The 12,876-nt window shown below is 61.9% G+C and carries 9 protein-coding genes and 1 pseudogene; 3 read left to right on the forward strand and 7 right to left on the reverse strand.

The genetic code is table 11. The features are described 5' to 3' along the window. The first annotated feature begins 111 nt into the window (after nt 1–111). Nucleotides 112–1,149 (forward strand): IS110 family transposase, encoded by a 1,038-nt coding sequence (locus tag ASD12_RS18615; RefSeq protein ID WP_056589136.1) that lies wholly within the window; start codon nt 112–114, stop codon nt 1,147–1,149. 371 nt (nt 1,150–1,520) lie between these two features. On the opposite strand, the pseudogene ASD12_RS18620 reads toward ASD12_RS18615, so the two are convergent. The 5 genes and pseudogenes from ASD12_RS18620 to ASD12_RS18640 all read right to left on the reverse strand — a co-directional run. Continuing rightward, nucleotides 1,521–3,281, reverse strand: a pseudogene (locus tag ASD12_RS18620) (efflux RND transporter permease subunit); the annotation flags it as partial. Nucleotides 3,282–3,654: 373 nt separating this feature from the next. Further along, nucleotides 3,655–4,380, reverse strand: a complete 726-nt coding sequence (locus tag ASD12_RS18625; RefSeq protein ID WP_056590075.1) for an alpha/beta hydrolase — start codon at nt 4,378–4,380, stop codon at nt 3,655–3,657. Nucleotides 4,381–4,751: 371 nt separating this feature from the next. Then, on the reverse strand, nt 4,752–5,321 hold the full coding sequence (locus ASD12_RS18630; RefSeq protein ID WP_056589140.1) for a hypothetical protein: 570 nt from the start codon (nt 5,319–5,321) through the stop codon (nt 4,752–4,754). A gap of 196 nt (nt 5,322–5,517) precedes the next feature. Beyond that, nucleotides 5,518–7,806, reverse strand: a complete 2,289-nt coding sequence (locus tag ASD12_RS18635; RefSeq protein ID WP_082525525.1) for an FdhF/YdeP family oxidoreductase — start codon at nt 7,804–7,806, stop codon at nt 5,518–5,520. A 100-nt stretch (nt 7,807–7,906) separates the two neighbouring features. Beyond that, on the reverse strand, nt 7,907–8,983 hold the full coding sequence (locus ASD12_RS18640; protein WP_244482895.1) for an AraC family transcriptional regulator: 1,077 nt from the start codon (nt 8,981–8,983) through the stop codon (nt 7,907–7,909). Between the two features lie 434 nt (nt 8,984–9,417). On the opposite strand from ASD12_RS18640, the gene ASD12_RS18645 reads away from it, so the two are divergent. Beyond that, nucleotides 9,418–9,792 (forward strand): response regulator, encoded by a 375-nt coding sequence (locus tag ASD12_RS18645; protein WP_056589145.1) that lies wholly within the window; start codon nt 9,418–9,420, stop codon nt 9,790–9,792. Nucleotides 9,793–10,149: 357 nt separating this feature from the next. After that, entirely contained in the window at nt 10,150–10,803 is a 654-nt protein-coding gene (locus ASD12_RS18650) for a response regulator transcription factor (protein ID WP_056589148.1), read from the forward strand. 200 nt (nt 10,804–11,003) lie between these two features. Here the strand turns inward: ASD12_RS18650 and ASD12_RS18655 are convergent, their stop codons facing one another. Together ASD12_RS18655 and ASD12_RS18660 are read right to left on the reverse strand one after the other, a co-directional pair. Beyond that, nucleotides 11,004–11,606: a sigma-70 family RNA polymerase sigma factor gene (locus ASD12_RS18655; RefSeq protein WP_244482896.1), complete on the reverse strand. Its 603-nt coding sequence runs from the start codon at nt 11,604–11,606 to the stop codon at nt 11,004–11,006. 298 nt (nt 11,607–11,904) lie between these two features. Further along, nucleotides 11,905–12,747 carry a formate/nitrite transporter family protein gene (locus ASD12_RS18660; RefSeq protein WP_056589152.1) on the reverse strand — a complete coding sequence of 281 codons (843 nt, stop codon included), beginning with the start codon at nt 12,745–12,747 and terminating at the stop codon, nt 11,905–11,907. Between the last annotated feature and the right edge of the window lie 129 nt (nt 12,748–12,876).

Raw genomic sequence — 12,876 nt, forward strand, 5'->3', positions numbered from 1 at the left:
ACAGATGGGGTGATTGGGGTCTCGGTCGAGCCTAACTGAGGGCGGCTGCTCCTGTCGGGATGTGAGAACGTGGTCGATGTGAATCGCCACAAACATCGGGAAGGAGCAGCCATGAAGTATTTTGCCGGACTTGACGTGTCTTTGGAAGATACCGCGATTTGCGTGGTCGACGCGGCCGGGCGGATCGTGAAGGAAACGCGCGCGGCGAGCGAGCCGGAGGCGTTGTGCGACGTCCTGCGGAAAGTCGATCTGCCGCTGGAGCGGATCGGGCTGGAAGCGTGTTCGCTGACGGCCTGGCTTCACGACGGGCTGTGCGCCGGCGGCCTGCCGGCTATCTGCATCGAGACGCGGCGGGCCAATGCGGCGATGAAGACGATGCCTAACAAGACGGATCGGAATGACGCCCGGGCGCTGGCGCAGATCATGCGCACCGGCTGGTRTCGGCAGGTGCATGTGAAGAACCGGCAGTGCCGGCTCTGGAGATCCCTCCTCGTCGCCCGCCGCACGGTGCTGAATGAAATGCGAACCATCGAGAACGTGATCCGGGCGATCCTGCGGGAGGCCGGCATCAAGCTGGGCAGGCCGTCGCGAACCGCCTTCGCCGGTCGTGTGCGCGAGTTGGCCGGCACAGATCCGGTTGTAATGCCGCTGGTCGAGCCGCTGCTAACGATCCTGGCCACAATGCTGGGAGAGTTCGTCCGCCTGACGAAGCAGGTTCTCGGGCTCGTTCGCAAGGAACAGGTCTGTCGGCGGCTGATGAGCGTTCCAGGTGTCGGGCCGATCACCGCGCTCGCCTTCCGCGCCACGATCGACCGGCCGGACCGCTTTCGCCGCTCGCGGGATGTCGGCGCGCATCTGGGACTGACCCCGGCGCGCTACCAGTCCGGTGAGACCGATATCCAGGGYAAAGTCAGCCGCTGCGGGGACGAACTGGCCCGCACAGCGCTTTACGAAGCAGCTCATACACTGCTCGTGCGCAGCAAGAAATGGTCGAGCCTGCGCGCGTGGGGCATGAACGTCGCCAAGCGGCGCGGTATGGCGCGAGCCCGTGTCGCGGTTGCCCGCAAGCTCGCCGTCATCCTACATCGCATGTGGAGCGACGCGTCCGAGTTCCGCTTCGGCAAGGAACCCGGTCTCGTATCGGCATGAAATGGACAACGGACAAATGAAGAAAGAGTTTCGCCCACAAGGGTGATCCTGGATCGTTCCCGTGGGGACGATGGGCAAGGCGATCTCGTTAGCAGGCACGATCCTGGGGCGAACTTTCCCAAGGTCGTTCAACAGATTGAGACGCCTCGCTCTCCTGACCCCATCATGCGGCGGCCCTGCGCCGACCGCGAAGAGAAGCGAGTGACCCGCGGGGCGACACGGTCCGAAAAAAACGCAACAGGAGCTTGACCTCAACAACCCCAATCAGAGAAGCCTGNGCGCCGACCGCGAAGAGAAGCGAGTGACCCGCGGGGCGACACGGTCCGAAAAAAACGCAACAGGAGCTTGACCTCAACAACCCCAATCAGAGAAGCCTGGAAGATCTTCTCCGTCTCCTCGATCCGGGTTCCCGCGGGAGCCCGCACATGGAGTTGGATCTGGCCGCCGTCGATCGCGGGAAAGAAATCGCGACCGACGAGCGTCGACAGCACGGCGCCCAACACGAGCACCACGGCTGCAATGACGGGAACGATGAACCGGCGCCTGAGGAGTACGGCCAGCAACTCGGTATAGTGCAGGCGCATGGCCTCGAAACCACGTTCGAACCTGGCGTGAAACCTGCCGAACCAGCCCGTCGAGGCGCCGTGGCGCTCCCTTTTGAGCAGCAACCCGATGGTGATTGGAGTGAGCGTCCTCGAAAGTCCATAGGATGCGAGCATCGCGAACACGACGGCAAGACCGAGCGGCGTGAACAGATATTTTGCCGGACCTTCCAGAAAGACCACCGATGTGAACACGCAGCTTATCGCCAGCGTCGACACCAGGGTCGGCACGGCGATGCCGGCTGCTCCATGCAGCGTCGCCTGCGGCAGCATCTGTCCTTCCTCGGTGAGCAGGCGATGGGTGTTCTCGAGCGTCACCGTCGAATCGTCGACGAGGATGCCAATTGCCAGCGCCAGGCCCCCCAGCGTCATCGTATTGAGCGTTTCGCCCAGGAAATACAGCGCCACGACCGACGACAGGATCGCAAGCGGGATCGAGATCATGACGACCAGCGTCGATCGCCACGATCCGAGAAACAGCAGGATCATCAGGGCGGTGAGCGCGGCCGCGAGCACGCCCTCACGCAGCACGCCGGCGATCGATTGCTTGACGAACACCGACTGGTCGAAGAGCTCTCTGATTTCCATGCCGGGAGGCGCCGCGGCACGCGCCGTCTTCAAGGCATCCCGAACGGCATCGACCACCTCCAGCGTCGAGGCATTGCCGTTCTTGATGATGCTGAGCAGAACCGAATGTCGGCCGTTCTCGCGAACGATGTTCTGCTGAACGAGCCATCCGTCATGAACCTGGCCGACATCCTTGACGAACACCGTGGCGCCATTCACGACCTTGACCGGAATGTTGTTGAGCTCGTCGATGGTTGCCGGCGTGGCGTTGGTGCGCACGACATACTGCGTGTTGCCGATCTTGGCGGTGCCCGACGGCAAGGTCAGGTTCTGGGCGTTGACCGCGCCGACGACGTCGAGCGGCGTCAGGCCCTTGGCCAGGAGCTTCGACGGGTCGAGGTCGACCATGATCTGGCGATATTTCCCGCCCGCGGGTGTTGGCAGCGTGACACCTGGGATCGGGGCCAGTTGCTGGCGGATCCGATAGATGCCGTAGTCGTAGAGCTGCTGTTCGTTGAGGGTGTCGGAGCTCAGGCTGATCTGCAGGACCGGCACGCTGGAGGCGTTGAACTGCACCACGAGCGGTGCCTGGATTCCCGGTGGCAGGAGGGCGCGAATGGCGTTTGTCGCCGAAACGATCTGCGCGATAGCGAGATCGAGATTCACATCCTGCTGAAAATAGATCTTCTGGACCGACAGTCCCCCCAGGGTCTGCGCCTCGATGTTCTTGATGCCATTGACGTTGGAGCTGATCGCATACTGGCTGTACGTGGTGACGCGCTGTTCCATCTCCGGCGTGCTGAGGCCGCTATAGCTCCAGATTACAGTCACCACCGGAATGTTGATTTCCGGAAAGACGTCCAATCGCATCTCGCGACTTGCGACGGCGCCGAGAAAGAGAATCAAGGCAGCCAGCACATAGAACGTGTGCGGAAATCGAAGCGCGAACCGAACGATGCCCATGTCTCAGCCGACGACCTTCCTGGCGACATTAGTCGGAACGGCTCGAGCGATGAACGTCGCCGTATTGCCGGATTTTGGTGAGTGTCTCCGAAATGACTTTGCGCCCATTGCTTTGAATGTCCGGCGCCGAGCGTTGCCCTGTGACGCCGCCAGGCTCATGACCGGGCGCAATCCGCCCCATGGCCAGCGCGACCGGTCAGTCATCGTCAGCTTTGCTGGGGACGAACTGGTTTGGGCACATCAGTGCGGCGAGCGAGACCAATCCTGCCAGCATGTGGATGCAGCGCGCAGCAGGCGGGTCGTCGCCGGGACGGCCCGCCCAGGCCGTCAGGCCCGTCCGCATCGCTTCGCCGGGGCAGTTTCAAATCCAATGTCATCGGCCCGCGGCAGCCAGAATGAGGTCAGCCACCTCCTTGGGATGGGAAACCAGCGACAGGTGGCCCGCATCGATCTCCACCGTTGTCGCGTGCATGCGTTTCGCGAGAAACCGCTCGAGGTCAGGGTTGATCGTCTTGTCCTGCTTCGACACCGCATAGAACGATGGCTTGGAATGCCATGCAGCTTCGCTGGTTCGTCCGCCGAAGATAGTCGCTGCGGTGGGCTCCTGAACCGCATACAAGATCTTCGCTTGCCTGGGCGCGACACCGTTCGCGAAGTATTTCAGGAATGAATCTTCGGACAATCTGGAGAAACCATCGTTCACCTGGATGCCGGCCCGGACGGGTCCTGCGGGAAATTCTGCGGAGAGAGCGACGAAATCCTCACCGGCATCCGGTGCTCGCGCGGCCACATAGACCAGCGATGTGACCTTGGGATCAGCCCCCGCTTCGCTGATGACGGTGCCGCCCCAGGAATGCGCTACCAGCACGGTTGGTCCATCCTGCAGCGCCAGCGCCCGGCGCGTCTCCGCGATCGAGTCTGCCAGCGATGTCAGTGGATTCTGCACTGCGGTTACGCTCAGGCCGGCTGCCTGAAGGAGCGGGATTACCTCGGCCCAGCTCGATCCGTCCGCCCATGCTCCGTGCACGAGCACGACGTTGCGCGCCACGGTATGCGCGGGCTTGGGCGCGGGCTTGGGATTTTCGGCCGCGTCCGCCACGGCGACTCCCGACAGGCCGAGAGTGATGGCAATTGCGATGGCATTGATGATCTCGCGCACGGTCTCTTCCTTTACTTTTTGCAAACAATCGAACGCGCCGATGACCGATATGAGGGCCGACGATGCGGTAGAAAATCCTGCGGGCGGCCCCGTTGCCGAGGCGTTTGCGGAGGCAGCTCGTTGCGACAATCTCGATTTCGCGGTTCGGCGTCTTTCAGAAACGCCCCTGCCTTTCTCGCCACGCACGGACAGGTCCGGTGGCGAACGTGACGGGCGCGCGTCCGCAGCGACCGAAACCACCAAAAGGGCGGCGGATCGCTGGTGCGATCCACCGCCAGTTCGGGCGCCCGCGGGAGGAGCGGACGGGCGCCTCAGGTGTTCGGCAGAATGGCGCGTGCGCGGCGTGCGCGGGAGCTTCGCCTCCAACGCAACGCTTCGCCGCGTGGAAGAGGTTGGGCGGCAAACATTGGGTGAGGGGCAAAGAACAGGGCGACGAGAAGTCGCGTGGCGGAAAGCTCGTCGCCGGCCGTCGGCAGCGCCAGCATCGCACACTCCCAAATCCGTCCATCGAACGCCCAGGTCGCGTGTCGCGCTTGCGGCAACTGCTCCGCCGCGGCCCGCACGCACAGCCGGCGCAGCTGCCCGCGGCTTGGTTGGGGGAGCGCAGACAGTCTGTGACCACTCCGGTCCCCCCCACAAAGCGCGTCCAGCGCCGCGCCCCACCTCGCAAACATGAAGTCGGCTCCCCGCTCAAGCACCACCGCTTCGGCAAGATAGGGTTCCAGAATCCCAAACTGTGCCAGCTCGTCACCGCCGCTCGCGCTTTCGGGGCCGCGGCCGAGCCCGTCAAACCACTTGGCTGCGACCCAGCGCGACGCAGCTCGAAGATCTCCGCGGTCGAGCCGCCAAGGGTAGGCCCGGCATTGGTCATGGGAACTCATTTTTGCCACTCCGATTTCCTTTCGAAGCAAATCTTGTGGACGTCAGTGAACGACCAACACCTCGAAAAGTATTGCCATTGGGCCCGTTCGCTTTTGTGAAGGAACGTTCGCCGGAAAGATGCGCACGATCTCGAAGCGGCAGGGAAAAAGTTCATCGTGAGGGGTGAACCGAAGGCACGCGAGCTCGCACCTATGATCAGCCCGCCTCGGTACGCGAACGCGAAATGCGAATCGGAATAGCTTTGTAGGAGGGCGTGAAGCTCATCGGATCGTGCGAATAGAGCGGCACGAGAGGGTTTGCCTCGGGATAGTAGGCAGCACAGCTGCCATTCGGGAACGAATACGGGACGACCCGAAAATTGGACAGGCGGCGTTCAACGCCGTCGGTGGACAGAGTGATCAAGTCGACGCGGTCGTCGGCCTGGAGGCCACGCCTTTCCATCTCCTGTTCATTGAGGAAGACCACGTCGCGCTGACCGAAGACACCGCGATAGCGGTCGGACATCGAATATATCGTGGTGTTGTACTGATCATGACTGCGCACCGTCGTCAGCCATAGTACGTCGAGACTGTCCTGGCGCGGATCCTCGCCGAGGCCGTCGAAGACAAGGAAATTCGCCTTGCCAGAAGCTGTCGCCCAGATGCGTTCGCGCGCGTTTGATGTCAGATGGAAGCCGCCCGGGATGCGAATGCGGGCATTGTAGCCCTGGAAGATCGGGAACACGTCTTCGATCGCGTCGCGGATAAGGTCGTAGTCGGCGGTAAAGCTTTCCCAGTCGACGACGGAACGTGCACCCATTGTTGCCCGCGCAATGCCTGCGACGATTGCAGGTTCGCTCCTCAGGTGCTCTGACGCCGGAACATTGCGGCCCGCCGACGCGTGCACCATCGACATCGAATCCTCGACCGTGATCGACTGCGGCCCTGTTGCCTGGACGTCGACTTCGGTGCGCCCGAGGCAAGGCAGGATCAACGCGTCGCGCCCGTGTACCAGATGGCTGCGATTGAGCTTGGTCGACACTTGGACCGTCAGGTCGAGCTTGCGCCAGGCAGCGCGTGTCACTTCCCAGTCGGGGATTGCGGACACGAAGTTGCCACCTAAGGCGAAGAACACTTTCACCTTGCCGTCTTTCATGGCCTCCAGCGCGGTCACGACGTTGTGGCCGTGCTGGGACGGCGGCTCGAAGCCGAAGCGGCGCTCAAGCCGATCGAGAAATTCCTTTGTCGGCGTTTCGGTGATGCCGACTGTGCGATCGCCCTGGACGTTGGAGTGGCCGCGTACGGGGCAAAGCCCGGCGCCCTCACGGCCGATATGACCGCGCAGCAGCGAGAGATTCGCCAGCTGCTGCACGCTTTGTGCGCCCCGCCGGTGCTGCGTGATGCCCATGCCATAGACAATGATCGCTCGTTCGGCCTGCATATAGGCGCGAGCGGCGTATTCGATGTCGTCGCGAGCGAGTCCTGACTGAGACACGATGTCTTCCCATCGCGTCGCCCGCAGGTCGGCGGTGAGAGCTTCGATACCCGTCGTATGGCCCTTGATGAAATCCCAGTCGAGGATCGCCGGCAGTTCGTCTGCGCGCGCCGCATCGTCTGCCTCAATGAGAACTTTCATGAGTCCCTTGACGACCGCGACGTCGCCGCCGACACGCACCTGATAAAGCTTGGCGCTGATCGGCGTCGACGTAAGCGTTGCCATTTCGATCGGGCTCTGGGGCGACTGGAATCGCTCTAGAGCGCGCTCGCGGAACGGATTGAAGGACATGATGGTTGCGCCGCGCCGCGAGGCGTTGCGCAGGCTCGTCATCATGCGAGGGCTGTTCGTTCCCGGATTCTGTCCGAAGATGAAGATGCAGTCCGTCTTGTCGAAATCGGAAAGCAGGCAGGTACCCTTGCCGACGCCGAGCGAGTGCGGCAGGCCGACGCTGGTGGCCTCGTGGCACATGTTCGAGCAATCAGGGAAATTGTTGGTGCCGAACTCGCGCACGAAGAGCTGGTAGAGGAACGCTGCCTCGTTCGAGGTGCGGCCGGATGTGTAGAACTCGGCCATGTTGGGAGACGGCAATCCGTTGAGGTGGCGGGCAACGATTGCAAAGGCCTCGTCCCAACCGACCGGCACGTAGTGGTCAGATGCGGCGTCGTAGGCCATCGGATGGGTCAGTCGCCCAACCATCTCGAGATCGAAATCGCTCCAGCTTGAAAGCTCGGCAACGGTATGGACGGCGAAAAACTCCGGCGTGCAGCGTTTCGCCGTGGCTTCCCAGGCAACCGCCTTGCCTCCGTTCTCGCAAAACTCGAAGGATGAAGTGTGCTTGGGGTCCGGCCAGGCGCAGCCGGGGCAATCAAATCCCTCCGGTTGGTTCATGCGCCCCAGAGTGGCCGCCCCCTTGATCGGGATTCCTTGCTCGACAAGGTGTTCGCCCAGCGCCTTGAGTGCTCCCCATCCGCCGGCCGGGGCATTGTAGGGACGGATATCATTGGCCATCGGATATGCCTTTACGGAGAGCGGAGGAATCCTCCCTAGGCAAGGGAGCATTCCGGGAAGCAACATCTTTCCATGGCAGTGGTGCTGCCGGCGATGTCGACTATGTTGCGGCGGCAGCGCTGCGGGGCGACAACTCTCCCGGAGATGCCAGCTGAATGGGCCGCGTATCCGACCCACGAGACGGGTAGCGCCAACAGGCGGGATCGCTGTCGGAAGGGCGATCCGCGACATCCGTGCGATTGCCGCAACGCCAGCGATAGGGGGTCTCGCCAACAAAACGTCTGAAGACCGTGGTGAAATGGGCTTGGTTCTGGAAGCCAACGCTCAGTGCCACATCGACCAGGGTCATCTCGGTCTCGATGAGCATCTGCTTGGCGCGGTCAATCCGTCGCCGCAGTAGGAATACATGCGGGCGAATGCCGGTGGCCGCCCGGAACTGTGCAGCGAAATACATTCGGCTGAGCCCCGCCACTGCTGCCATGTCGGCGAGTGCAATCTTCTCATCGAGATGTGAATCGACGTATTCGACGACGCGCTTCCATCGCCATCTCGGCAGGGCGGCCGTAGCACGTGCTGTCGGCTGATCCAGATCTGGCTCCGGATCTGAGCGCAGCGTGAGCAAGCGGGTTACGATGGCAAGGCGGACTGCGTCGGCATAGAGGTTGCCAAATCCATCATGACTGCTTTCGGCCGCCTCGAGCGCCCTGGAAAGACGCTCGACGACCGGATCGGAGGAGTGCCGTTCCGGGACCAGTTCGGCAAGGCCGAGGTCCCGAGGCGCGTGCAAGATGTTCAGCCCGTCGATCGCGATTTGGCCTGCTTCGGCGAATTGCGCCATGGTCCCTCTGGGCACCGCTGCGGGCTCAGGGTCTGCCGCTGCATTTGCATGCATCGTCAGACCGCCGCGACGGGGTTGCAGCATCGCTGTCGCGGACATCGAGAGAACGACATTCATATGAGTGAGGGGGATCGAAATCATGCCGGAATCTGGCGCCACCGGGTAGGTGCCGCGGCTTGCGTCGAACGGGTCGAACAATGACGAGCCGAATTCAGGCGTTCGCGGCGGGCCGGCGGCGTGCATCGGTCGGGCCGTGCCGTCGCGTCGAGGGAGGACGGGCCGATCCTCTCCCGGCTGCCGATCGTAATATTCGTATACAGACAATGAGTGGAACTGCATTGGACCATGCTCCTCTGCCCTCAGAATTTTCTTCTGCTTGCTGGGTCAAGGTACACGGGTGGGAAACCTGCTCCATTGAATGGCAGTCTGAATGGATCATATCATCTGCTATGCGGCATATACGATGGTATCTACTATTGGCGACGGCGGCTTGGGCTCTGGCGATGACAGCAACCTTGGGCAGGGAGGCCGCCGGCGCCGGGCGATAATGATATCTCACGGTGCAATTGAACCGCGACGCCGCAGCGTAACCGTACGGTTTTACGACCGGTCGCCAGGTCACGGCATCGCTGCCTGTGAACCTCATCTCGCTCAAACCTCTGTATAGTTTCGGTCCTGGTCCTACGCTGTATGCTGGTGCCGAGATGACATCGGGCCGGGGCGACGCCGGGCGATACAGTCTCCGGGGGGACACCGAGGTGCCGAAAATTCCGATGGTTGCCATTGTTGACGACGACGAGGCGATCCGCACGTCCACCGCGAATCTGATGCGTTCCTTCGGCTTTGCCGCGAACCTGTTTGCCTCGGGCGAGGAACTCTTGCATTCGCCCCGGCTCGCCGACGCCTGCTGTGTCATCACCGATGTGCAGATGCCGGGAATGAACGGTTTGGAATTGCAGACGTTGCTCCTGGCACGTGGCCACACCGTTCCGGTGATCCTTATCACAGCCTATCCTGACGAACGCACCCGGCAAAATGCCCTCGCTGCGGGGGCCGCAGGCTTCTTTTACAAGCCTTTTGACGCCGCCGCCATGATCCGGTGCATCGCCGATGCGCTGAACTGGCCACGCGAGAACAAGCCGGAATGACCTCTTCGTGGTAATCCGAGCGCTGCCACCTCCATGCTCTTGGAGCAAAGTCGCGTGCGTTCCAAATAGGCACTTGCGTTCGTTCCGGGTAGATTGCCGCCAACCTGTGCGGTTGAATTCCAAGCAGGTTTCGGTGATCGCCTGTCTGGCATTGCTGCGCAAGGGGCGCGACTGTGGAGCATCGGCGCGGTGGATCGGTGGTGTTGATGGTGTATTTGAACGAACCATGGCGGAAGCGGTCCGATCTCCTTCGGCATTGCCGACAGTCTCGCCCTGGTGGGCCTCGTTGCCGAATTAATATGCTAAGATGGCGCTGGGCCATCCCGCAGCAGGAATCGTGAGAGGTGTACCGCTATCGTGACAGCAGGTTCCAATCCAGGCCGAACCGCGTCGACCGCTTTTGCGTCGACCGTCTATGTCATCGATGATGACAACGCTGTGCGGGATGCCCTGAGCGGCTTGTTCAGATCTGTGGGGCTGCATGTCGAGCTGTTCGCCTCCGCCAGCCAATTCCTGCAGGGCAAACTGCCGGAAACGCCAAGCTGCCTCGTGCTCGATATCCGGTTGCCCGGCGTAAGCGGCCTTGATTTCCAGGCTCATCTTGCAAAGTCGAACATTCAAATGCCGGTTGTCTTCATGACCGGACACGGCGATGTCTCGATGTCGGTGCGCGCGATGAAAGCCGGGGCGATCGATTTTCTGACCAAACCGTTCCGGGACCAGGACATGCTTGATGCGGTCTTCGGCGCACTCGAGAACGACCGCATAAGGTGGGAATCCGACCGGGAAGCGGCAACGATATCAGCCCTCTACCAAACACTGACTTCTCGCGAAAAGGAGGTCATGTTTTTCGTGACCAAGGGCTTGATGAACAAGCAGATCGCGGGCGAGATGGGCCTCAGCGAAATTACGGTCAAGATCCATCGCGGGCATCTCATGCGCAAGATGGCGGTCCGAACCTTGCCCGACCTAGTACGGATTGCTGAACGGTTGGGCCTCCGAAGCGACTAGCGATGGCAAAGTCGTCATCCGGTATCGTGCGAAAATATTTCGATCCCGCCCGCTCGCTCCAGCAGTTCTCGATGCGGTTGCCGCGGTCCGGCCAAACACTGTCTCCGCCGTTCGCCGGATATGACCCCGGGGACGCCGCGCCGGCGTGGACGGCCGGTGCCTTGGGCTCGTCATGAAAACGGCCCCGGTTCATTCTTCGCTCACCCTGGTCGTCCTGGCCGCGAGACACCTTCGAGGATCGATCGCAACTCCTCCCTGCCTCTGGCGATCCGCGACGTCAGCGTGCCCGCTGGAATGCCCAGCGCCTTCCCGGCATCGTCGTAGGAGAGGCCTTCGACCGCGACAAGCACGAGTGCTGCGCGCCGTTCGGGATTGATCTGCTGAAGCGCCGAGAATACATCGACCGATACCAGCCTGTCGGCCTGTGGCGACGTCGCGATCACATCTATCGTTTCTGAGATCGTGGCCACTGCCCGGGCATGGCGTTTGGCGCGCCGCAACTGGTCGATGAACAAATTGTGCATGATCGTGAGCAGCCAACGGCGCGGCGTATCGCCTGCCGTCCAATTTGCCATCCTCGACAGCGCCCGTTCGAGGCTGTCCTGCACAAGGTCATCGGCGGCATCGCGGTCCCGCAGCAGCGCGCGCGCATAGCCGCGCAGCCGTGGAATCTCGTCGACGATCGCTCGCCTGCGTTCGTCGGCGATTTCGGTCTCCGCGACACTTGCCGCGTCAACCGAGCGGAAATGCGGCTGCAACGAAACACCGGGCGGAAGTTCGAGATGGGTCGTGTTCATGGTCATCAGGCGGTGCGCAATGGCGGCGACTGCAACTCGCCATCCGGACTGAAGCCGGTCGGGCACGAACCGGACAGCCACAACCATCCGGTAGTTCGACACTGCATGTCTGGTCTCCAATACATGTGCGCCTGCCTCTCCTGGCTTTTGCTGCATCCAATCGACGCTGTCTGCTGGGATGCCGTCGGCGCTATCATGGCGGACCGGACAGAGGGCTTCTTTTCGAAACGACTACATTCTTTCGCGATGCAATGTGGGCGGCTCGATGTTGAGGAAGGAGGTGTTCGCGGGAGTGCCAGGCAGATCACTCGGCCGGGCCGAATGACATCCTCGCCGCGGGGGCGGGCATGCCTTCTGCGCCGCCCCTCAGATAGGTCCAATAAAGGGGAAGCCCCGTGAACAGGAATCCGCCAGCAATGTTGCCCAAGGTCACGGGTATCTGGTTCCAGTACCACCAGTCTGCGAAGCTGATCTTGGCCCCGAGCATCATCCCCATGGGAATGACGAACATGTTGACGACGCAGTGCTCGAATCCGAGCGCGAAGAAGGCGAATATTGGCAACCAGCATCCGACGATCCTGCCGACGGCGGATTTCGAACTCGTTCCCATGACGACGCCGAGGCAGACCATCCAGTTGCAGAGCATGGCCTTGACGAAACCGGTCACCAGTCCATCATATCCATACGGCTCATAGGCGATCGTCTTGGCTTCGGCGAGCGCGCGCAGATGATCTCCGAGCGCACCCGCCCCGACATTGCCGACATCGGTCAGGATGACATAGAACAGCCCGGCAAAGGCGAGCGAGCCGAGCATGTTGCCGACAAAAACCCAGAACCAGTTGGCCAACATCCGGCCGACCGTCGTGCGGCGAGCCAGGACGGCCAGTGGTACCAGTCCAAAATTCCCGGTCAGGAGTTCGAGGCCAAGGATGATGATGATGGCAAATCCCACCGGGAAGATGAGAGCGCCGACAAGCGCGACATTTGTCTGAAGCGCACCCTGCAGGGCCAGACTCGTCGCGAAGGCGAGGAGTGCGCCGGAAAGCATGCCGCGGATCAAAAGATCGAGAACGCCGTGAGCGGCTTTGGCGGCGCCGAGATCCACCATTGCCCGCGCGATTTCGAGCGGTGAGAGGCTGTCGTTCATGATCACTGTCCTTCCGGGTCAGGCACGTCTCCGTGCGTCGCCAACCAGGACTGGATAGCCGACGGCATTTCGCTGCGACATTCTACGCAGGGCAACCAGACTAAGCGCTTGATTTAGGTCCAGACATTC

This window comes from Mesorhizobium sp. Root102 (genome assembly GCF_001425625.1).
Lineage (GTDB): Bacteria > Pseudomonadota > Alphaproteobacteria > Rhizobiales > Rhizobiaceae > Mesorhizobium.

What these genes read in the sequence shown, in the direction of transcription:
- ASD12_RS18630 (WP_056589140.1), bottom strand. Translation starts at nt 5,321, where the DNA reads ATGAGTTCCCATGACCAATGCCGGGCCTACCCTTGGCGGCTCGACCGC.
- ASD12_RS18635 (WP_082525525.1), bottom strand. Translation starts at nt 7,806, where the DNA reads ATGGCCAATGATATCCGTCCCTACAATGCCCCGGCCGGCGGATGGGGA.
- ASD12_RS18640 (WP_244482895.1), bottom strand. Translation starts at nt 8,983, where the DNA reads ATGCAGTTCCACTCATTGTCTGTATACGAATATTACGATCGGCAGCCG.
- ASD12_RS18645 (WP_056589145.1), top strand. Translation starts at nt 9,418, where the DNA reads ATGGTTGCCATTGTTGACGACGACGAGGCGATCCGCACGTCCACCGCG.
- ASD12_RS18655 (WP_244482896.1), bottom strand. Translation starts at nt 11,606, where the DNA reads ATGACCATGAACACGACCCATCTCGAACTTCCGCCCGGTGTTTCGTTG.
- ASD12_RS18660 (WP_056589152.1), bottom strand. Translation starts at nt 12,747, where the DNA reads ATGAACGACAGCCTCTCACCGCTCGAAATCGCGCGGGCAATGGTGGAT.